Genomic DNA, 22,014 nt, shown 5'->3' on the forward strand with positions numbered 1-22,014 from the left:
CACAGGCGAGCGCTGCGGCTCTCTGGGTCGTCTCGGGGGTACCGCTGATGCGCGCTGGTGACATCGTCGCCGACCGCTTCGAGATCGAAGGTCACGCGACCTCCGGCGGCATGGCGCAGATCTTCCGCGCCCGCGATCGGCTCACGGGCGAGCCGGTCGCGCTGAAGCTCCTCCAGCGCACGGGCCCGCAGGAGTCGCACCGCTTCCGCCGGGAGGCTCACGCGCTCGCCGCGCTCCGTCACCCCGGGGTCGTCGGGTACGTCGCCCACGGGACGACCGAGGGCGGCGATCTCTACCTCGCGATGCAGTGGCTCTCGGGCGAGACCCTCGCCGAGCGCTTGCTCCGCGAGCCGCTCACCGTCCCCGAGAGCCTCTCGCTCGGCGTGCGCGTCGCCTCCACGCTCGGCGCCCTCCACCGGCTCGGCGTCGTCCACCGCGACCTCAAGCCGAGCAACCTCCTGCTCGTCGGCGGCTCCGTCGACGAGGTCACCCTGCTCGACTTCGGCGTCGTGCGCGTCGCGGACGCCGGCCAGGAGCTCACCATGCCCGGCGTGATGCTCGGCACCCCCGGCTACATGGCCCCCGAGCAGGCGCGCGGCGAGGTCGCCATCGACGCCCGCGCCGACGTCTTCGCCCTCGGCTGCATCCTCTACCGCTGCCTCACCGGCCGGCCCCCGTTCGTCGGCAACGACGGCCTCTCGGTGCTCGTGAAGGTCCTCCTCGAGGATCCGCCGCGGCTCCGGGAGCTCCGCGGCGAGGTCCCGGGCGCGCTCGACGACCTCGTGACGCGCATGCTCGCCAAGGCCCCGCGCGACCGCCCCCGCGACGGCGCGGCCGTGGCCGCCGAGCTCGGGGCGCTCGGCGATCTCGCGCCTGGCTCGCGGCGCGGCGTCCCCCTGTCCATCGGCGGCCCCACGCCCGAGCTGACGACCGGCGAGCGCCGGATGATCTGCCTCCTCGTCGCCCGCGACGGCGCGCTCGACAGCGACGTCACCCGGTCCGAGGGCGAGGACGCGCTCCGGGTGCGCGCGCTCAGCGCCCTGGCCGAGCGCCACCAGGGCCGCCTCGAGATCATCGAGGCGCGCTCTCCCGTCGTCGTGCTGTCCGGCCTCGTCGCGCCGACCGACCTCGCCGCCCGGGGGGCGCGGTGCGCGCTCGCGATGCAGGTGCTGCTCGGCGGCGCGCCCGTCGCGCTCGTCTCGGGGCGCGCCGAGATCACCGCCCGCTCTCCGATCGGCAAGCTCATCGACCAGGCCGCCGCGCTGCTCGCCGGCGACGAGGCGCGGCTCGGCGTCGTCCGCATCGACGAGGTCACGGCCAGCCTGCTCGGCGCGCGGTTCGATCTCGGGTCGGATCACGCGGGCCACCTCCTGCGCGGCGAGTGCGACGACCTCGAGGCGGTGCCGCGCCTCCTGGGCAAGCCGACGCCGTGCGTGGGCCGTGACCGCGAGCTGTCGCTCCTGGAGGCGACCTTCGTCCAGTGCATCGAGGAGCAGACCCCGTCCGCGGTGCTGGTGACGGCCCCCGCCGGCATGGGCAAGTCGCGCTTGCGCGTCGAGCTGCTCCGGCGCCTCCGGGCGCGGGACGAGCCGATGGCGGTCTGGATCGCGCGCGGCGACCCCATGAGCGCCGGCTCCGCCTTCGGCCTCCTGGCGCAGGTGCTCCGCCGCGCGCTCGGCGTCGCCGACGGGGAGCCGGCCGCGGCGGTGCATCGCAAGATCCGCGAGCGCGTCGGTCGCCACGGCGAGCGCGTCGCCCACGTCGCGCCCTTCCTCGGCGAGCTCGTGGGAACGCCCTTCCCGGACGAGGCCAGCGAGGCGCTCCGGGCGGCGCGGCGGAGCTCCGTGCTGATGGGCGATCAGCTGCACCTCGCGTGGGAGGAGTTCCTGCGCGCCGAGTGCGCGGCGCAGCCGGTGCTGCTCGTCCTCGAGGACATGCACTGGGGCGACCTGCCCACGGTGGGCATGATCAACAGCGCCCTCCGCAACCTGCGCGACGCGCCGTTCATGGTGCTGGCGCTCGGCAGGCCCGAGGTGCGCGAGATGTTCCCGAAGCTGTGGGCCGGCCGCGGCCTGCAGGAGATCGAGCTCGCGGGGCTCTCGCGCCGCGCCAGCGAGCGGCTCGCGCGCCAGGCGCTCGGCGGCGCCGTCACCGACGAGATGATCGGCACGCTGGTCGAGCGGGCCGACGGCAACGCCTTCTTCCTGGAAGAGCAGATCCGTGCTGCCGCCGAGGGGCGAGGGGCCGCGCTGCCGGAGACGGTGCTGGCGATGGTGCAGGCGCGGCTCGAGGCGCTCGCCCCCGAGGCGCGGCGTGTCCTCCGGGCGGCGAGCGTCTTCGGCCAGAGCTTCCGGCCCGCCGGCGTCGCCGCGCTGCTCGGCGGCGCCGACGCCGAGGTGGCAGACTGGCTCGCCGAGCTCGTCGAGCGCGAGGTGATCGTCCAGAGGCGGCAGCCTGGCCGTGGCGGCGCGCACGGCGAGGGCTTCTCCTCCACGCCGTCCGCGCGCGGGGGGCCCGAGCGCGACGCCTCGCCGGCGCGCCGGGCCGCGGCGCTCGATCCCGGCCCTCCGATCGAGGCGCGCGCGGACGATCCCGAGTACAGCTTCCGGCACGGCCTTGTGCGGGAGGCGGCGTACGGGGCGCTGACGGAGTACGACCGGCGGCTCGGCCACCGGCTGGTGGCCGAGTGGCTCGAAGGGGAGGGGAAGGGCGACGCGGCGGAGCTCGCGGAGCACTTCGAGCGCGGCGCCGAGCCGGGGCGCGCGGCGGCATGGTACCGGCGCGCGGCGGAGCAGGCGCTGCGCGGCAACGATCTCCTCGCCGCGATTCGCCACGCCGAGCGCGGCCTCGCGTGCGGCGCGACCGGGGCAGAGGCGGGCGGGCTGCTCCTCGTCGACGCGGAGGCCCGCGTGTGGCGTGGCGATTTCGCCGTGGCCGAGCAGCGCGCGCTCGAGGCCGTCGCGCTGTTCGAGCCGGGCTCGCCGTCCTGGTACTCCGCCGTGACCTGGGTGGTCATGGCCGCTGGCAAGCAGGGGGCCTTCGATCGCGTGGAGTCCTGGGTGGCGACGGCGCGGGGCGCGTCGCCCCGCGAGGGCGCGCTGACCGGGAGGGACGTCTGCCTCGTCGAGGGGGCCAACTGGCTCGCCTTCGGCGGCCGCTACGCTGTGGCGGACGGGATCATCGAGGCCCTCGAGCGCAGCGGGGAGGAGGAGCGGCCGCTCGACGTCGAGGTGCTCGCCAGGCTCTACGAGGCGCGCGCCATCCGCACCATGACCTCCGGCGATCTCGGCGCCTGCCTCGACGGCATCGAGGCGGCGCTCGCGGTGTTCGAGCGGAGCGGCGATCGCCGCAACGCGTGCTCGCTGCGGGTGAACCTCGGCGCCATCACCATGGAGCTCGGCGACTACGAGGGGGCCGAGGCCGCGCTGCGCGCAGCGCTCCGCGCGGCGGAGCAGATGGAGCTCACGGATCTGGCCGCGTTCGCCCGCAGCAACCTGGGCAACGTGATGATCGCCCGCGGCAACCTCGACGAGGCCCGGCGGGTCGAGGAGGAGGCGATCGCGACGTTCCAGCGGCTGGGCGATCCGAGGGCCGAGGGGATCGCCCGCGCGTACCTCGGGAAGGCGGCGCTGCTCGCCGGCGATCTTGGCGCAGCCGAGGCCGAGGCCCGCGCGGCCGCGGAGCTCCTGCAGAACGCGCCGCCGCTGCGCGCGGCGGCGTGGGCCCTCTCCGCGCGGGTCCTGCTCCGGAAGGGCTGTCCCGAGGAGGCGCTCGCGCTCTCCGGCGACGCGCTCTCCCTCCTGGAGTCGCTCGGCGCGGTCGAGGAGGGCGAATCGCTGATCCGGCTCGTGCGGGCCGAGGCGCTCTTCGCGAGCGGCCGGCAGGACGAGGCGCTCGCCGCGATCGCTCAGGCGCGCCACAGCGTGATGTCCCGTGCCGGGCAGATCTCGAATCCTCGCTACCGGGAACAGTTTCTGTCTGCGCTCGACAACGGCGAGACGCTCGCGCTCGCGGCGCAATGGCTCGGCGATTGAGACGCTCCATGAGCTCGCGCTTCGCCGTACGTGGGACTTCCTGCTCGCAGCTCTTCCAGGAGCCGCGCGCTGCCCACGAGCGCGCCTGAACGGCCGTTTCCTCGCCGTTCTCACGACGTCGCGGCACGTGTGGAATTTTAGGGTTCCTCCGGAAAAGTCGTTGAGGAAATTCCTGATGCGTGTTTCATTTGTGTGGAGGGGGCTATGCCGTACCGTTTCAGACTCGCAATCTTGTTCCTGGTCCTGAGCGCCAACCATCTGCTGGCCTGTGTCGGCGAGGCGGACCCCCTGGAGGGAGACGGGGGCACGGCGGAGCAAGAGGTGGTGACGCGGAACGCGTTCACGAAGACAGCGCTCGTGGAGAGTGCGTTCGCGACAGACACCCTCGCCACGGAAGCGCTCACGGGCAACCCGCTGACGAGCGACGCGCTCGCGAGCAGCAGCGATGTCATGAGCGCGCTGCGGGATCCTCTGGCTCGCGAGTTCTTGACGTACGTGGCGGGCTGCGCGCTCCCGGAGGGGCAATCCGTGCAGGTCTCTCTGGACGGCGAGACGTATACCTTCGGAGGGAGTATCGGTCTCGCGCTCGAGTGGGGCCGAGCACACGGGAAGTGCAACGCTCACTGTCAAGGCTGGGTCTCGGCCTGCATGCTGGCCAGGATCAACCACCTCGGCGAGAGCGTGCCTATCTCGATGCGTGGCAAGCACAAGGCCCTCGACTCGGATCAAGCGGAGCGAGAGGCCTTTCCGAACCGAGAGGCGGCCTATTTCGGCGACCTCTTCGCGCCGGAGCAGCGCCGGTTCGCGTGCAAGTCGCCCGGCTCGACGCTCATCAGCCGCGTGTGCGGCGGGACGGGCGTCGACACGCAGGGCTGCATCGTCGACGTCCTCGGCGGCTGCGACGACATCTGCGGCGCTCCGACGTCGGACGGCAGCTTCCCGAACTGCGTTGGCGGTGGCCATACGACCCCGACGACGGTGACCGTCTTCCGGGAGTAGCGGGTCCTGGTTTCCGCCGCGTGGCCTCGTCGGTGGCCAGCGCGACTGTCACGGGCTCCTCTCGGGTGCGTTCGCCAACGCGTGATTTTCCGGCAGCAGCAGCCGAGCCGGCCCCTAGATTGCGCCACCGCACGGTTCGCCGCCCGCGCCTTGCCACGGGCTGACGCGCTGCGGCCGCCTCCCCGCGACGGCTCGCCGCTTTCGTACTATGGTCGCGCCGCCATGAAACGAAGGCTGCCTGCCCCGCTCGCCTGCCTGCTGCTCGCCGCCTGCGCCTCCTCGGAACCCCGACCGAAGGAGCCGCTCGGTCAGATCCCGGAGGCGACGACCACGGCGAAGCCAGAGTGGCTTCCCTTCCGCGTCCGTGCCGGCAAGAGCGTCGCCGCCGATCCGCGCGAGAAGCACTTCGCCGAGCTCCGCCAGCTCACCTTCGGCGGCGAGAACGCCGAGGCCTACTGGTCGCCCGACGGCAGGAAGGTCGTGTTCCAGTCGACCCGCGACGGGAACAGCTGCGACCAGCAGTACATCATGGATCTGGAGAGCGGCGAGGTGCGCCGGGTCTCGAACGGCCAGGGCAAGACCACCTGCGGCTACTTCCTCTTCCCTGCGCCCGCCGCCCCTGCCCAGGCGCGCGTCCTCTTCGCGTCCACGCACGCCGCCGGCGAGGCGTGCCCGCCGAAGCCCGACCACTCGCAGGGGTACGTGTGGCCGCTCGACGAGTTCGACATCTACACAGCGAACGCCGACGGCTCGGATCTCCGCCCCCTCATCCAGGGCAAGGGCTACGACGCCGAGGCGACCGTCGCGTTCGACGGCTCGCGCCTCGTGTTCACGAGCACGCGCGACGGGGACATCGACCTCTACACAGCGAAGCTCGACGGCTCGGACGTCAAGCGCATCACGAGCACGCCCGGCTACGACGGCGGCGCCTTCTTCTCCCCCGACGCGACCAAGCTGGTCTGGCGGGCGAGCCGCCCCACCGGAGCGGCGCTCGACGACTACCGCGCGTTGCTCGCCAAGGGGCTCGTGCGCCCCAGCGCGCTCGAGATCTTCGTCGCGAGCGCCGACGGGCAGAACCCGCGCCCGGTGACGAGGAACGGCCGCGCCAACTTCGCGCCCTACTTCCTCCCGGACTCGCGGCGGATCCTCTTCGCCTCGGATTTCAGCACCCCGGTGGGCGCCCGGGGCATGCCCAACTTCGACCTCTACCTCGTCGACTCCGACGCGCCCCCGACGGCCGACGGCGTGCCGCCCGTCGAGCGCGTGACCTTCTACGAGGGCTTCGACAGCTTCCCGATGTTCTCGCCGACCGGCGAGCACGTCGTCTTCGCCTCGAACCGGTACGGCGCGAAGCCTGGCGAGACCAACCTGTTCGTCGCCCGCTGGGTCGAATGACCGCGTCGCCGTCGCGGACCCGCGCGCCGATCGCGCTCGCGTCGGCGTGCGCGCTCGCGGGCTGCTCGGGCGTCCCGGCGCAGCCGCACCGCCCTGCCGCGGCCGCCCTCCCGTCGACGGACGCCGCGGGCGCGGCCTACACCTCGCCCGCGCGCTGGAGCTACCACCCGGCGGCGCCCGACGCCGCGGTCGCGTGGGCGCCGTTCGCCGGTGCCGGCTGCGTCGTGGTCGCCCAGGGAGGGCAGCGATGGACGGTGACGCCCGATCCTCGGACGTCCGCGCCGCCGCCGAGCGCCGCCGGGCCCGCTGCGCAGGCCGAGCGCTGCGCCGGCCAGGGCAGGACGAGCGCCTCGCCCGCGCCCGAGGAGCTCACCGCGATCGTGCGGCGCTCGCCGGCCTCCTGGATGTTCGTCGGCGCGAGCGGCGCGATCTACGAGGCCTCCTCGCCGCTCGGCCAGCTCACGCGGGCGCTCTCTCCGCCCGAGCCGCTCCTGCAGGTCGCGGGCGCCGGCGGATCGCTGATCGGGGTGACCCGGGGCGGCGGGCTGCTCCGGTGGCGCGAGGAGCTCGGCTGGAAGCCGGTCCTGCTCGACGGCGCCGCGGGGCAGGGCGGGGCTCAGCCGCGCGCCTTCGGCGTCGCCATGGCCGACGGCGGCCGCGCGCTCGTGCTCGCGCTGCCGGAGGCGCTGTTCGCCAGCGAGGACGGCGGGGGCACCTGGGCGCGCGCGCCGCTCCCGACGATGGGCCTCTCGCGGGTCGGCTCCCTCGGGGGCGAGCTCCTCGCCGAGGGGCTCCTCGCGTCGGCGACCTGGGACCCACGGCGCACGCCCGCGTTCTCCCGCAGCGCGGCGACGCTCCCGCGGACGGACGTCGAGCTCGACGTGACGATCCCGCGCGCCCCGTCCGCGTCCGCTGTGTCGCTCGGGCGGGCGGCGGTGAGCGGCGATCGCTACGTCGAGGCGGTCCGCCCGGAAGACGCCGGCGCGCCGTGGCTCTTCGCGAGCGGCCCCATCGAGGGGCCGCTCAAGGAAGCGGCCCTACCGGGCACGGGCGACTGCGGCAGCATCAAGCTCGGCGCGAACGGCCGGCGCGTCGTCGCCGTGTGCGCCGAGCCGGACGGCGATCGCGTCGCGGCGCGGGTGCTCCGCAGCGACGATGGCGGCGGCGCGTGGTCGCCGGTCGCCACGCTGGAGACGCCCGACATCGACCAGGTCGGCGTCGCCGTGGCGCCCGAGGGCGCGGCGCTCCTGACCGGCGTCTGCAAGACGAGCGACGGCGCGGACAGCTGCAAGCCGACCGCGCCGCTCCTCCTGACCCACGACGGCGCCCACGAGGAGGATCGCGCCGCGGTCGTCCTCGCGGCGGCCCCCACGCTCAGCGCCCCCGCCGCGCTGCCCGCGTTCTCGGCGGATGGGCGCTCCGCGTATTTCCTCGGCTACCGCGGCAAGGACGAGCGCCTCGCGCTGTTCGTCTCGCACGACGGCGGCGAGACCTTCGCGCCGCGGCCGCTCGACGCCACCGCCGCGCCGCCGGCGCCGCGGGGCGACAGCGACGAGGGCGAGGACGAGGACGCCGAGGGCGGGCCGGGTGACGGTCGATCGCCGGAGGGGTTCGAGATCGTCGAGGAGAGCGCGCTGCGCGCGGCGGAAGACGGCGCCGTCGGCCTGCTGCTCTCGGAGCGCGGCTCGCTCACGTACCTGACCGCCGACGAGGACGGCCGGGTGCTCACGGCGACGACCCCGCCGGCGGAGAGCGCGGCGCTCGCCGGCTTCGGGCGGCGCGTGCTCGCGCTCGCGTCGCGCGCGAGAGAGGGCGGCGACGACGTCGCGGCGCTCTGGGAGTCGCTCGACGGCGGCGTGAGCTGGGCGGAGCTCCCGGAGATGCCGGCCCTGTCGCGTGAGCTCTCCCAGGCCCAGCTCGCGATCGCGTGCGGCGCCAGCGGCTGCCTCTTCGGCGACGCGGCGACCCGCGTCGGCTGGGGCGGCCAGGCCGACGGCGCGCTGCCGCGCGCGCCGGAGCCGGCGCCGCGCGCGCAGCCTTCCGCGCGCACGCCCATCGTCTGCGAGACGCTGCCGTCCTCGAAGTGGACGCGCGTCGACCATGTCGACTCGAGCGGCCTCGGCCTGCCCGACGGCGACGAGCTCTTGCGCGGCCGGTCCGTGTGGTCGTTGCTCACGCGCGCCCCGAGCGGCGCCGTCGACGTCGTCTCCGCGATGCTCCCCGAGTCCGGCGCCGGGGAGGCGCGGGTCGTCACGCGATCGCTGCTGCCCGCGGTGCCGGCGGGGCTCGGGCGAGCGCGGGTCGCGACCAACGTCACCTCCCAGATGGAGGGCTACGCCGTGGCGCGCCTGCGGATCCCAGGCGGCGCGGCGATGCCGGGGGCCCCGATGCGCAACGTCGAGGTCGCCTGGGAGAACTTCCTGGATGGCACCTCGGGCCGCGGCACGATCCCCGACGCCGGCCCGTTCGAGCTCGGCGACGTGAAGGTCATCCCCGACGCCGCGCGAAAGCCGCGCGCGGGCGCCCGGCCGCAGGCGGGCCCGGCAGGCGCCGCATCGCGCCGCGCGCCGCCCCCCGACGACTTCTTCGATCCCGCGCTCCTGTCGGTCTCGATGCGCGGGCTCTTCGTGAGGCCGCACTCCGCCAGCGCTCACTCGGCGCTCACGTTCTTCTACGAGCCGCCGGGGAAGCTCCAGCGCTTCGACTTCCCGTCCTGGCCCGCGTCGGGCCTCCACGGCAGCCTCGACGTGCGCGCCGACGCGGTCCTGGCGGACGGCCAGCCCGTCGGCGTGGGGATGGTCCGGCAGGCGTCGAACGGCCCGATGATCGGGATGCTGCTCGCCCACCGCCCGGCGCCTCCCGCCGGCGCGCCCGCCGCGCCGGGCCCGGGCGCCGAGTGGGCGGTCGACGCCGTCTCGGTCGCTCCGCCGGCGGACCGCGATCGGATCGTGCACACCGACTGGACCTACGCTGGACGGTCGATCGGCGTGACGACGCTGGTCGCCGATCCCGGGCACGCGGTCGCGTGGTCGATCTTCCAGGCGTTCCGAGCGGATGGCACGCTCGGCCCCGCGCAGCCGCTGCCGACGCCGTTCGACCTCGGAGACGCGCCGCGCCCCTGCTCCGCCGCCGAACGCGCGGCGAGCGCGCGCCAGGAGGCGCCGTTCTTCCTCGGCAGCACGGCCTTGTTCCCGGGCACACGCCACCCGGTGCTCGTCGTCGACGCCGCTGGTCCCTCGGGCCCGCCCGAGGTCACGGTGCTCCTGACCTCCACCATGGTGCTCCACGGCACGCCTGCCGCGCCGTGCGTCGCGGGCTGGGACGCGCGAGCGATCGGGCGGGCTCCGCGGTCCGCGATCATCCCAGGCGATCTCGCCCAGTCGTGGTTGTTCCGGGCGGCGGCGGGCTCGGCTGCCGCTGCGGGCGGAGCGAGCGGCCCGGCCGTCGAGCTCCGCCCGATGGTGTGCCGCTTCGATCCCGGCGCGGAGGTCCCGGAGGCGGTATGGAGTGAGCCGGGCATGGCGCGGCTCGCGCGTTGAGCGACGGCGGAAAAACGACCGATGAAACGAAGTCGACGGTGAGATGAAACGATCCCGGATCCTGGCTCGCGGTAACCTTCTAGCGACTCGCGTGTGCGCTTCGGCGCTTGCGTTCGCGGTCCCTGCGGCGATAGCCTGGCCTGCCTAAACGGGAGGCGGCATGATCCGGAAGCGACGGCGGTTCGAGCTCAGGAAGACGCTGTTCCTGCTTCCGAACCTGATCACGCTCTCATCGATCTTCTGTGGCTTCGACTCGATCCGGCGCTCCGCGACCGCGCAGTCGGAAGATGATTTCTACCGCGCCGCGCTGCTGATCGTCTTCGCGATGTTCTTCGACACCCTCGACGGGCGTGTCGCGCGGATGACGAAGACCCAGAGCGCCTTCGGCCTGCAGATCGACTCGCTGGCCGATATCGTCTCGTTCGGCGTGGCGCCGTCGATGCTCGTGTATCAGTGGACGCTGCACCGCTTCGATCTCGCGGGGCTGCTCGTGTCGTTCTTCTTCACCGCGTGCGGCGCGGTCCGGCTGGCGCGCTTCAACGTCCTCTCCATGGGCGAGGCGGGCAAGCCCACGAAGCCTTCGAAGTACATCGTCGGCCTCCCGATCCCGGGCGCGGCGGGCATCCTGGTCTCGATCGTGGTCGCGAACCACGCGGCCGCCGGCGAGATCGGCGGCGAGCGCTACGCGTCGGCGATCCTCGCCACCACGACGATCCTGTCGCTGCTGATGGTCTCGACCATCCGGTTCCGCTCTTTCAAGGACCTCCGGCTCAACGTCCGGACGGTGCTCTTCGTGGCGTTCGCTGTCGGGTCGAGCGCGGTGATCTCGACGCAGCTGCAGCCGGCGTTCGTGCTCGTGTGGTTGCTCGGCTTCTACGTGCTGCTCGGGATCTTCGAGTCGCTCTGGCACCTGCCTGCGCGCCTCCGCGGCCTGCGGCGGGACTCGGTGCCTCCGCCCGGGGTACCCCCTGCGGCCTGAGGCGCCTGCGGCCTGAAGCGCCTGCGGCCTGAGGCGCCTGCGGCCTGAAGCGCCTGCGGCCTGAGACGCCTGCGGCCTGATGCGCGTCGGCCCGGGCACACCCCTGGCCGCCGGCATCGCGGCCCAACCGCTCCGGCTCATTTTTGAGTAGACTGCGGGAGATGAAGAACCGCGTGTTCTTTCCGCAGGCCGCGCTCGACGACTGGATCGCGAGCGACCGCGTCGATCTGAACAACGACGAGCTTCTGATCAAGACCGAGGGCCGCCGCTACAAGATCATCGAGGCGATCCGCGTGCTCCGCGAGGTGACAGGCTCCGCGGACATCCACGAGGTCCTCGGAAGGGTCAAGACGCGCGCGTTCCTGCGGGAGCTCGGGGCGGAGATCCTCGAGGGGTCCATGATCATCGGCGACAACGCCTACGACGTGATCCCGGGGTTCATCGGCGCCCCGGTGGGCACGTTCGCCGAGCACCGCAAGGCCGCGCCGGCGGGGACCGCGACCAGCAGCAGCCCGACGAGCGACGAAGAGCTCCTGGCCGCGTTCCTCACCAGCAACCTGTAGCGGCGGCCCCGCCCGGTTGCTTCGGCGCCTTCGCCGGCGCTCCGCGCCCGCCTCTCCCGGCGCTCCCGTGCTGTCGGGCCTCGGCCTACGAGAGTACGCTCCCGCCGCTGCGGCCGGCGGGCCATCCCCGGTGAGGCAGGCTATAACGGGGGCCATGCCCGAGGTCATCTCCGGGATCAGCTTCGCGCTCGCCCTGCTGTTCTACAGCGCTGCCAGCGCGCTCTTCTTCCTCGACGTCGCCCGCAGCCGCGCGCGGCTCCCCTCCGCGGGCGACCTCGCGGGCCTCTTCGGCGCCGGGGGCCGCGTCCACGAGCCAGGCGCTCGGCCGAGCGCTGCCCTTGCCGCCCCCACCTCCCGGCACGCGCCCCTGCTGCTCGGCCTGGGCGCCCTCGGGCACGCGACCTACGTCACGCTCGCCAGCTTCGTCGCGCGGGTCTGCCCGGTCCACTCGGTTCATTTCATGCTCTCGGTCGCGTCCCTCCTCGCGATCGGCGTTTACCTCGTCGCCCGCCGTCGCTTCCGCGTCGACGCGCTCGGGCTCCTCATCGGGCCGCTCGGGCTCGCCTTCCTGCTCGGCACGTTCTTCCTCGGCAAGCCGCACCCCGAGCCGAAGTTCAGCCCGCTGTTCATCGCGGCCCACATCATGGCCAACCTTCTCGGGATCGCCCTCTTTCTGCTCGCCGGCGCCTCTGCCGCGCTCTACCTCGTCCAGGAGAAGCGGCTCAAGCAGAAGCGGCACGTGGAGCGCATGGGCAACCTCCCGCCGCTCGACACGCTCGACCGCGCGGTCCACCTCTTCCTGAGCGCCGGCTTCCCCTTGCTGACGCTCGGCATCGTCACGGGGACGTACTGGGCGCACCGGCTCGAGATGGGCAACACCGAGGAGGTGATGCGCGCCATCTTCGGCTACGCCACGTGGCTCCTCATCGCGCTCGTGCTGCTCTTGCGCGCCGCCGCTGGCTGGCGCGGCCGTCGCGCGGCGTACGGCACCATCGCGGGGCTCGCCTGCGCCGGGGCGGTGCTCGTCATCTATCTCGTCCGTCCCGCCGCGGGGCTCGGAGGCTAGCGCAGGTGATCTTCGTCGGGCTCTCCCACAAGACCGCGCCCATCGAGGTCCGCGAGCGGCTCGCGATCGGCCGGGATCGGCTGCCCGAGGTGCTCGCGCGCCTCACGGCTCACCCCGCCATCGGCGAGGCGCTCGTCCTCTCCACCTGCAACCGCGTCGAGATCTACGCCTCTCCCCGCCAGCAAGCGCTCGCGCCGTCCCGCCCCGGGAGCGTTCCGCCGCCTTCGGACGAGGAGCTCTCGCGCCACAACGAGGCGCTGCGCGCCGCCGTCGCGACGCTCGTCGGCCTCGGCGGAGACGCCGTCCGCGGCCACCTCGCGGGCCGCGTCGGGAGCGACGCTGTCCTCCACCTCTTCCGCGTCGCCGCGTCGCTCGACTCGATGGTCGTCGGCGAGCCGCAGATCCTCGGACAGATGAAGGAGGCCATCGAGGCGGCCCGCGGGGCGAAGACCCTCGGCGTCCGGCTCGGCCGCGCGGCCCACCGCGCCATCAAGGTCGGCAAGCGCGTGCGCACGGAGACGGCGATCGGCGCCGGGCAGGTCTCGGTCTCCAGCGTCGCCATCGATCTCGCCCGCCAGATCTTCGCCGATCTGGCCGGTCACACGGCGCTGCTCATCGGCGCCGGCGACATGGCCGAGGCTGCCTCGAAGCTCCTCGTCCGCGCCGGCGCCCGCCTCATCGTGGTCAACCGCAGCCCGGACCGCGCCGCCGCGCTCGCCCGCGAGGTCGGCGGCGAGCCTCGCCCCTGGGCCGACCTCGAGCGCTCCGTCATCGACGCCGACATCGTGATCTCGTCGACCTCGAGCCCCAATTACGTGGTCACGCCCGACCTCGTCCGCCGGGCCCGCAAGGCCAGGAAGGGCAGGAGCCTGTTTCTCATCGACATCGCCGTCCCGCGTGACATCGACCCCGCCGTCAACAAGCTCGACAGCGTGTACCTCTACGACGTCGACGACCTCTCGCAGATCGTGGCGCAGTCCGTCGAGGGGCGCGCCGCCGAGGCGGCGCGGGCCGAGGCGATCGTCGCGGACGAGGCGCAGGCCTTCGAGGCGTGGACGCTCGAGCGCGCCCTGACGCCCACGATCGTGGGCTTGCGGGCCCGCACGCGATCCATCCTCGCGGCCGAGGTCGAGCGCAGCCTCTCTGGCAAGCTCCGGCACCTCGGCGCGGCCGAGCGCCAGGCCCTCGCGATGATGATCGACGCCGCCACGAACAAGCTGCTCCACGTGCCCACCACCCGGCTCCGCGCGATGGCCAGCGATCCCCGCGTCGCCGAGCACGTCGACTCGCTCCGGGAGCTGTTCGACATCGACGGCGCGCCGGCCGAAAATGCCGTCGCCCCGGCGCTCGCCGAGGGGGAGCTGCGCGGCGTGGTGGATGGGCCTCCCACGCCTCGGTCCGCGCGCGGGGCAGCGCCTCCCGCCTCCGGCGCGCGGGGCGGCGCCTCGCCCCGGCACGCCGATCCGCGCCCCCAGGCTGCAGAGGACAACGGCGTCTACGCGCGGCAGCCCAGCGGGCGCCCCCAGCCCGCCGAGGCGGGCGTCATGGCCGTCGCGAATCCAGCCGCGGCCGTGAGCGCAGCTGGGCTAAAGGGAGCGTGATGCCCACGGAGCTCACCCTCGCAACGCGCCGCTCGGCGCTCGCCCTCGCCCAGTCCCGCGCCTTCGCTCGTTCCCTCGAAGCGGCGGTGCCCGATCTCTCCCTGCGCGAGCTCGAGGTGGTGACCTCTGGCGACAGGACGCAGGATCGCTCGCTCCAGGACATCGGCGGCAAGGGGCTGTTCATCAAGGAGCTCGAGGAGGCGCTCCTCGACCGGCGCGCCGACTTCGCGGTCCACTCGATCAAGGATGTCCCCGCCGAGATCGCCCCGGCGCTGTGCCTCGCCTGCATCCCCGCGCGGGAGGACCCGCGCGACGCGCTCGTCACCCGGAGCGGCGCCTTGCTCGCGGAGCTGCCGGCGGGCGCCCGGGTCGGGACCTCGAGCCTCCGCCGGGCGGTCGCGCTGCGCGAGGCGCGCCCGGATCTCGTGATCGAGCCGGTCCGTGGCAACGTCGACACCCGGCTCCGCAAGGTGTTCGACGGCGTGTTCGACGCGGTGGTGCTGGCGCTCGCCGGCCTGAAGCGGCTCGGCCTCGAAGGCCGCGCCACGGAGGTGCTGTCGCCCGAGGTGTCGTTGCCCGCGATCGGACAGGGCGCGCTCGGCATCGAGTGCCGCACGGCGGACGCCAGCGTGCGCGACGTCCTGTCGACGCTCGCGCACGCCGAGACCACGACCTGCGTCTCCGCCGAGCGAGCGGTGATGGCCGCGGTGGAGGGCAGTTGCCGGACGCCGGTGGCCGCTTATGCGGTGCGGGACGGCGACGCGCTGTGGCTGCGGGCGCTCCTTGCCGAGCCCGACGGCTCCCGGTTGCGAAGGGCAGAAAGGCGCCTGTCTTGGCCCGGAAACACGCACGAAGCCGAGCGCCTCGGAGCGGACCTCGGGGCGGAGCTCAAGAAGGGTTGAGGCGCGTAACTCGATTGGATGGCTGCCGCGTCCAGAACAATTCTAGAATGGAATCGATAAGGGATCTCCGTACCACGCCGGGATGAACGGTCACCTGGCGAGGTGATCGCCAGCGCTCGGCGCGCCGGCGCCTCGAGGCGGAGCCCGTCGGCCCGCGCCTTGCGCGCCGCCCATGACGGGAGCGCCTTCGCCGCACGCTTCCCGCGCGGGCGTGACCGTGCGAGACCACAGCCCGCCGGCGGTTTCCCGCCCCCGAGCGCTCCATGCCGGGCTACGTCGCCCTCGTCCTCCACGCTCACCTGCCGTACGTGCGTCACCCGGAGCACGTCCGCTCTCTGGAGGAGCGCTGGCTCTTCGAGGCGCTCTGGGAGTGTTATCTCCCACTGCTCGGGGTCCTCGATCGCCTCGCCGCCGATCGCGTCGTCGCCCCGCTGACCCTCTCCGTCTCGCCGTCGCTCCTCGCGATGCTGCGCGACGAGCTGCTCCTTCGCCGGTTCGAGGACCACCTCCGCCGGCTCACCGCGCTTGCGGCCCGGGTCGAGGCCCGCTTCGCCGGGAGCGGCTTCGCCGAGGCCGCCGCGTTCTACCGCGCGCGGCTCGCGGGCGCGGCGAGCTCCTGGGAGGCGCTGGGCGGCGATGTCCCGGGCGCCCTGGTGCGCCACGCCGGGGCGGGCCGCATCGAGCTCCTCACCACGGCCGCGACGCACGCGTACCTGCCCGGGCTGCTCGCCACGCCGGCGTCGATCCGGGCGCAGCTCCGGCTCGGCCGCCGCGCCTTCGCGGCCTTCACCGGCGCGCCCGAGCCTCGCGGCCTCTGGCTGCCCGAGTGCGCTTACGCCCCCCGCCTCGACGCCGATCTCGCCGCGGCGGGCGTCCGCTTCACCGTGCTCGACGCCCACGCGCTCACGCTCGCCGCGCCGCCTGCGTCCGCCGGCGCCTCCGTCCCGGTGCTCTCGCCCGCCGGCCTCGCGTGCTTCGGGCGCGATCGCGACAGCGCGCGCGAGGTCTGGTCGCGCGACGCCGGCTATCCGGGCCACCCCGTCTACCGCGAGTTCTACCGCGACGTCGGGCTCGACCTGCCCGAGCGCGAGCTCGCAGGCGAGGTCGGTCCCGACGGCGCCCGGCTCATGACCGGCCTCAAGCTCCATCGCGTGACCGGGCCCGGCCTCGACAAGGCCCCGTACGACCCGGTCCGCGCCTCCGCGCAGGCGCGCGCGCACGCCGCGGACTTCGTGGCCCGCCGCGAGGCCGCGCTCGCGTCGATCCGCGGCGTGAACGCCCCGCCGCCCATCTTGGTGGCCCCGTACGACGCCGAGCTCTTCGGCCACTGGTGGCTCGAAGGGCCCGAGTTCCTCGAGCACGCCCTGCGCCGCCTCGCGGCCTCGGATCGCGCCGTCCCGATCGCGCTCGGCGCGTACCTGGAGCGCCATCCGCCCGTCGAGGTCGTGGAGCCTGCTCCCTCGACGTGGGGCGAAGGCGGGTTCGGCGCATTCTGGACGGGCCCGAGCGCGGCGTCCCTGTGGCGCCACGTGCACCACGCCGAGCGCGCCGTGCTGGGGGCGCTCTCGCGTTGCCGCCACGCGGGCGGACTGCCCGGCCGCGCGCTGGACCAGGCGATCCGCGAGCTCCTCCTCCTTCAATCGAGCGACTGGGCCTTCATGATGTCGGCCGGGGAGATGGCTCCCTATGCCGAGGCGCGCGTCCACACCCACGCGACCCGCGCCCGCCGGCTCGCGTGCCTGGCCCAGCAGCCCACGGCCTCGCCCTCCGACGTGGCATGGCTCGATGCGCTTTGCGCGCTCGACCCTTTCCTCGCCGAGCTCTCGGGCCCTGCGCTCCGAGGCGTCTTTGACCCGTGGCGCTGAGCCGGCGTTTCTCCGCGCCGCTCGCCTCCGGCTCTCCCGCGCTCCACGAGCAGAAGATTTCTTTCCGCCAATATAGAATCTGCTTACGTTAAAATATTCTGTGACGGTATTTCACATGATCGCCGACCCTCCGCGCCGCGGCGGTCGACTCGATGGGAGGGCGTGTGCGCTGCGCGGCGGTGCCCTCGGCGCCTCTTTTCGGGAGGGTGACCCGCGATTCACCCGTCTGTTTCATGGCCGGCCGCCGGCCGCGCGACCCGGCGCACATCCCCCAGCACGTTTTTCGCGGCCATGGCGGCATGAAGTGCGAGAGGGACGGAGACCTTGTCCGGAACACCCCCTTGATGACCGGCCGGTCAGCACCCTAGTGTGTTGCCCGCCAGCTTTGCTCCTGGACCGCACCGGCAGGCGCTGGCAAAGAACCGGGCGGACTCCCCATGACACATCCTCCTTGCGGACCCGAGCGCCATATCGCTCGATGGGCTCTCGGCGCTCGTAGCGCCGCATCGAATCACTCCCGCGCCGCCCTCGTCGCGGCGCTGCTCGCTGCGCTCGCGGTGCCTACGTTGACCGCCTGTAAGCGCCCCGAGGCGGACGCGCAGCCGTCGCCGGCGCGCGACACCGCCGCGCCACGCCAGAAGCCCGCGGTGCACTTCGGGAAGGTGACCGCGCGCCCGCTCGCGCAGACGCTCGACATCAGCGGCACCCTGGTCGCCGACGAGACGAGCGAGGCGGCGACGCAGGTCGGCGGCCTGGTCGTGAGCGTCGCGATCGACGTGGGCTCCCGGGTCAAGAAGGGCGATCCGCTCGTCGTGCTCGACGCGCGCAACGTCGCCCTCCAGTCGCAGGCCGCGTCCGCGGCCGTCGCGCAGGCGCGGGCCAAGCTCGCGCTGCAGGACGGCGCATCGCCGAAGGGGATCGATCCCGACCAGGTCCCCGAGGTCCGGGCCGCGAAGCAGAGCATGGAGCTCGCGAAGTCCGAGGCCGAGCGCGTGAAGCAGCTCTACGACCAGGGCGCCGTCCCCCAGTCGACCTGGGACGCGGCGCGCACGCAGGCGCAGAACGCGACCGCGCAGTACGAGGCCGCTGTCAACGGCATCCGCGCGACCGTCGCGTCGCTCACGTCCGCGCAGGCGCAGGCGGGGCTCGCCTCGAAGGCGGTCTCCGACACGACGGTGCGGGCGCCCTTCGACGGCGCCGTCGCCGAGAAGCGGATCAGCGTCGGCGAGTACGCGAGCCCGGGCCGCGTCGTGGCGGTCGTGGTCCGCGACAACCCGCTGCGGCTGCGGATCGACGTGCCCGAGGCGGACATCGCGAACATCGAGGTGGGCAAGCCGGTCAGCGTCTCGGTCGCCTCCTTCCCCGGTCGCCTGTTCCCGGGCGTCGTCAAGCGGATCGGCGCGAGCCTGAAGGCCTCGTCGCGCACCCTGCCCGTGGAGGCCGAGTTCGACAACAGCGAGGGCAAGCTCCGCCCCGGCCTCTTCGCGCAGGGGGAGCTGACGCTGACCGGCGAGTCAAGAACGGCGATCCTCGTCCCCGAGTCGGCGGTCGGCACCTCCGGGACGAGCGCGCGCGTGTTCGTGAAGTCGGGCGATCGCGTGACGGAGCGGCTCGTCAAGCCCGGCCGCAAGATCGACGGCCTCGTCGAGGTCGTCGGTCCGCTCTCCGAGGGGGAGGAAGTCGCGATCGACAAGGTGAACGAGCTGGCGGACGGCATCGAGGTCGCGGCGGCGCAGTGAGCCGAGCGCACGCGCGCCTCATTACTGAAGAAAGGTAGCGACCATGCAATGGCTCGCGGCAATCTGCATCCGTAGGCCGGTTTTCGCCTCGGTGATCGTCCTGCTCCTGACGGTGCTCGGGGCGTTCTCCTACTTCGGCCTCGGCGTGGACCGGTTCCCCAAGGTGGAGTTCCCGTTCATCGTCGTGACGACCGTCCTCCCCGGCGCCGCGCCCGAGGAGGTGGAGACGGAGATCTCCGACAAGATCGAGTCGGCGGTCAACACGATCAGCGGCATCGACGAGCTGCGCTCCGCGTCGGTCGAGGGGCTCAGCCAGGTCATGATCTCCTTCCAGCTCGAGAAGGACGTCGACGTCGCCGCGCAGGAGGTGCGCGACAAGGTCGAAGGCATCCTCGCGGATCTGCCGGAGGGGATCGATCCGCCGGTGGTCGGCAAGCTGGATCCGGACGCCGCGCCGATCCTCACGCTCGCCGTCTCGTCTCCGAAGGCGGACGTCCGCGCGGTGACGGAGTTCGCCGACAAGACGCTCCGGCGCGAGCTGGAGTCGCTCGCCGGGGTCGGACAGGTGCTGCTCATCGGCGGCCGGAGCCGGCAGATCAACATCTGGATCAACCCGGAGAAGCTCGAGAAGTACTCCCTGACCGGCGGCGTGGTGGCCCAGGCGCTGGCGAGCCAGAACGTCGAGATCCCGGCCGGCCGGATCGAGCAAGGGGGCAGGGCGCTCACCCTGCGGACGCGCGGCCGCGTGCAGTCGGTCCAGCAGATGGCGGACATCGTGCTCGCGAACCGCGACGGCTACTCCGTCCGGCTCGGCGACGTCGCGGAGGTCCAGGACGGCATGGCGGAGCCGGAGTCCGCGGGCTTCCGCGGCCTCGACCCTGCCGTGCTCCTCAGCATCCGCAAGCAGAGCGGGACGAACACCGTCGAGGTCATCGACGGGCTGAAGGCGCGGATCAGCGAGGTGGAGAAGCGCCTCCCCGAGGGGTACCACATCGCCGTCGCCCGCGATCAGTCGGAGTTCATCAAGAACTCGGTCCACGCCGTCAAGGAGCACCTCGTGCTCGGCGCGCTGCTCGCCGCGATCATCGTCGCGATCTTCCTCGCGAACGCCCGGAGCACGCTCATCTCGGCGATCGCCATCCCGACGAGCATCATCTCCACGTTCGCCCTGATGAAGGTGGCGGGCTTCACGCTCAACGGGATCACGCTCCTCGCGCTGACGCTGGCGGTCGGCATCGTGATCGACGACGCGATCGTCGTCCTCGAGAACTGCTACCGCTGGATCGAGGAGAAGGGCGTGAGCCCGTGGGAGGCGGCGCTCCAGGGCACGAAGGAGATCGGGCCCGCGGTGCTCGCGACGACGCTCTCGCTGGTCGCCGTGTTCCTCCCGGTCGCGTTCATGAGCGGCATCGTCGGCCGCTTCCTGAACTCGTTCGGCCTCACCATGGCGTTCTCGATCCTGGTCTCGCTGATCGTGAGCTTCACGCTGACGCCCATGCTGTCGGCGCGATGGCTGAAGAAGCCGGCGAAGCACGACGCCGGCAGCTCCAAGGAGTCGCGCTTCTACGGGCCGATCGAGCGCGGCTACATGGCGATCCTCCGCTGGTCGATGGCGCACCGCTGGGTGATCGTGCTCGCCTCGCTCCTGGCGCTCGTCTCGATCCCGGTGCTGGGGAAGATGGCGAAGTTCAACTTCCTCCCGGTCGAGGACGAGTCGCAGTTCCAGGTCAGCATGCGCGCGCCCGAGGGCGTGAGCCTCGACGGGACCCGCGTCATCGCCACGCGGATCGCGTCGGACATCGAGAAGCTCCCCGGCGTGCTCTACACGCTGACGACGATCGGCGACGACCCGCAGAAGACGCCGAACCTCGCCACCATCTACGTGAAGCTCAAGCCGGCGGATCAGCGCGCGCTGTCGCAGCAGGATCTCATCGATCGCGCCCGGCGAGAGCTCAAGCCGCAGTTCGACGCGGAGAAGCTGCGGGCGAACATCGGCGTCGTGCCCGCCTTCTCCGGCGGTCAGAGCACCCAGATCGCCTACCAGGTCCAGGGCCCCGACCTCCAGAAGATCGGCCACTACTCCGACGCGCTGCTGCAGAAGCTCAAGGCGATCCCGGGCGTCGTCGATCCGGACACCTCGCTGCTCGTGGGCAAGCCGGAGATCCGCGTGGTCATCGACCGCAAGAAGGCCGCCGATCTCGGCGTTCAGGTCGGCGACGTGGCCAGCACGCTGCGGCTCCTGGTCGGCGGGTACAAGGTGTCGACCTACAACGAAGGCGGGGAGCAGTACGAGGTGCGCGCGCGCGCGCTGCCGAGCTTCCGCTCCGACAAGGAGGGCCTCGCGAAGATCACGGTGCCGTCGACCAAGCTCGGCGCCGTGACGCTCGACAACGTGGTGTCGTTCTCCGAGGGGACGGGCCCGTCGCGCATCGAGCGGTACAACCGTCAGCGGCAGGTCATGCTGACCGCCAACCTCGAGGCGGGGTACTCGCAGCAGACGGTCATCCAGGAGCTCGACAAGGCCGTGTCGCAGATGAACCTCGCGTCCGGCTACTCCGCTGGCCCCGTCGGCGCGTCGAAGGAGCTCGTCAAGATGATGAAGAGCTTCCTCGTCGCCCTCCTCCTGTCGCTGGTCTTCATGTACCTCGTGCTCGCGGCGCAGTTCGAGTCGTGGCTGCACCCGATCACGATCCTCCTGTCGCTGCCGCTGACGGTGCCGTTCGCGTTCATCGCGGTCATCATCTTCCGGCAGTCGCTCAACATCTTCTCGCTGCTCGGCATCGTCGTGCTGTTCGGCGTCGTGAAGAAGAACTCGATCCTCCAGATCGATCACACGATCAAGCTGCGCGAGCACGGCCTGCCGCGGGCGCAGGCCATCCTGGAGGCGAACCGCGACAGGCTCCGGCCGATCCTGATGACCACGCTCGCGTTCGTCGCCGGCATGATCCCGCTCGTCGTCTCGAGCGGCGCGGGCTCGGGCACGAACCGCGCGACCGGCTTCGTGATCATCGGCGGGCAGACGCTGGCGCTCCTCCTGACGCTGCTCGCGACCCCGGTCGCCTACTCGCTGTTCGACGACGTCTCGTCGTGGCTCATGCGGATCCTGCCCTTCATGCGGGGCAGCGACGACCAGGGAGCGCCGCGCGGGACGGGGGAGGACGGCGCCGCTCCGGTGGGGGATGGCGTCGTCGCGGCCGGCCATCGCGGCGCCGCGGTGCGCGCCGCCGTCGGGCACGATGCGGGCCGGCCGGCGCCGGCGCAGCTCGACTAGCGGTACCCCGGCCGCCCTCCGGGGCCGCGGCGCGTCGCGCCCGGCCCCCTTCGCTACCGCG

At 73.0% G+C, this 22,014-nt stretch carries 12 protein-coding genes; all 12 read left to right on the plus strand.

Annotated features, from left to right (window positions below):
• The first annotated feature begins 47 nt into the window (after nt 1-47).
• The 12 genes from WMF29_RS08715 (at nt 48) to WMF29_RS08770 (ending at nt 21,953) form a co-directional block, all read left to right on the plus strand.
• On the plus strand, nt 48-4,034 hold the full coding sequence (locus WMF29_RS08715) for a protein kinase domain-containing protein (RefSeq protein WP_437328403.1): 3,987 nt from the start codon (nt 48-50) through the stop codon (nt 4,032-4,034).
• 231 nt (nt 4,035-4,265) lie between these two features.
• The gene (locus WMF29_RS08720; protein WP_437328404.1) at nt 4,266-5,033 is read left to right on the plus strand and encodes a hypothetical protein; all 768 of its coding nucleotides are present in this window, start codon (nt 4,266-4,268) and stop codon (nt 5,031-5,033) included.
• 222 nt (nt 5,034-5,255) lie between these two features.
• Entirely contained in the window at nt 5,256-6,428 is a 1,173-nt protein-coding gene (locus WMF29_RS08725) for a hypothetical protein (protein ID WP_272101308.1), read from the plus strand.
• A complete protein-coding gene (locus WMF29_RS08730; RefSeq protein WP_437328405.1) occupies nt 6,425-9,967 on the plus strand; it encodes a hypothetical protein in 3,543 nt (1,180 codons plus the stop codon). The genes WMF29_RS08725 and WMF29_RS08730 overlap by 4 nt, the downstream gene beginning before the upstream one ends.
• 160 nt (nt 9,968-10,127) lie before the next feature.
• On the plus strand, nt 10,128-10,946 hold the full coding sequence (pssA, locus tag WMF29_RS08735; RefSeq protein WP_437328406.1) for a CDP-diacylglycerol--serine O-phosphatidyltransferase: 819 nt from the start codon (nt 10,128-10,130) through the stop codon (nt 10,944-10,946).
• 161 nt (nt 10,947-11,107) lie between these two features.
• Nucleotides 11,108-11,509: a hypothetical protein gene (locus WMF29_RS08740; RefSeq protein WP_272101311.1), complete on the plus strand. Its 402-nt coding sequence runs from the start codon at nt 11,108-11,110 to the stop codon at nt 11,507-11,509.
• Nucleotides 11,510-11,663: 154 nt separating this feature from the next.
• The gene (locus WMF29_RS08745; protein WP_437328407.1) at nt 11,664-12,575 is read left to right on the plus strand and encodes a cytochrome C assembly family protein; all 912 of its coding nucleotides are present in this window, start codon (nt 11,664-11,666) and stop codon (nt 12,573-12,575) included.
• Between the two features lie 5 nt (nt 12,576-12,580).
• Nucleotides 12,581-14,176 carry a glutamyl-tRNA reductase gene (gene hemA / locus WMF29_RS08750; protein WP_437328408.1) on the plus strand — a complete coding sequence of 532 codons (1,596 nt, stop codon included), beginning with the start codon at nt 12,581-12,583 and terminating at the stop codon, nt 14,174-14,176.
• On the plus strand, nt 14,173-15,078 hold the full coding sequence (gene hemC, locus WMF29_RS08755) for a hydroxymethylbilane synthase (protein ID WP_437328409.1): 906 nt from the start codon (nt 14,173-14,175) through the stop codon (nt 15,076-15,078). Before hemA ends, hemC begins: the two co-directional genes overlap by 4 nt.
• Nucleotides 15,079-15,341: 263 nt before the next feature.
• On the plus strand, nt 15,342-16,943 hold the full coding sequence (locus WMF29_RS08760; RefSeq protein ID WP_437328410.1) for a glycoside hydrolase family 57 protein: 1,602 nt from the start codon (nt 15,342-15,344) through the stop codon (nt 16,941-16,943).
• A gap of 557 nt (nt 16,944-17,500) precedes the next feature.
• The gene (locus WMF29_RS08765) at nt 17,501-18,682 is read left to right on the plus strand and encodes an efflux RND transporter periplasmic adaptor subunit (protein WP_437328411.1); all 1,182 of its coding nucleotides are present in this window, start codon (nt 17,501-17,503) and stop codon (nt 18,680-18,682) included.
• Nucleotides 18,683-18,725: 43 nt separating this feature from the next.
• Complete coding sequence (locus WMF29_RS08770; protein WP_437328412.1) at nt 18,726-21,953, plus strand: efflux RND transporter permease subunit; 3,228 nt, start codon at nt 18,726-18,728, stop codon at nt 21,951-21,953.
• Nucleotides 21,954-22,014: the final 61 nt, after the last annotated feature.

It is taken from the genome of Sorangium sp. So ce381 (genome assembly GCF_051473845.1).
In the GTDB taxonomy this organism is placed as follows: Bacteria; Myxococcota_A; Polyangia; order Polyangiales; family Polyangiaceae; genus Sorangium; species Sorangium atrum.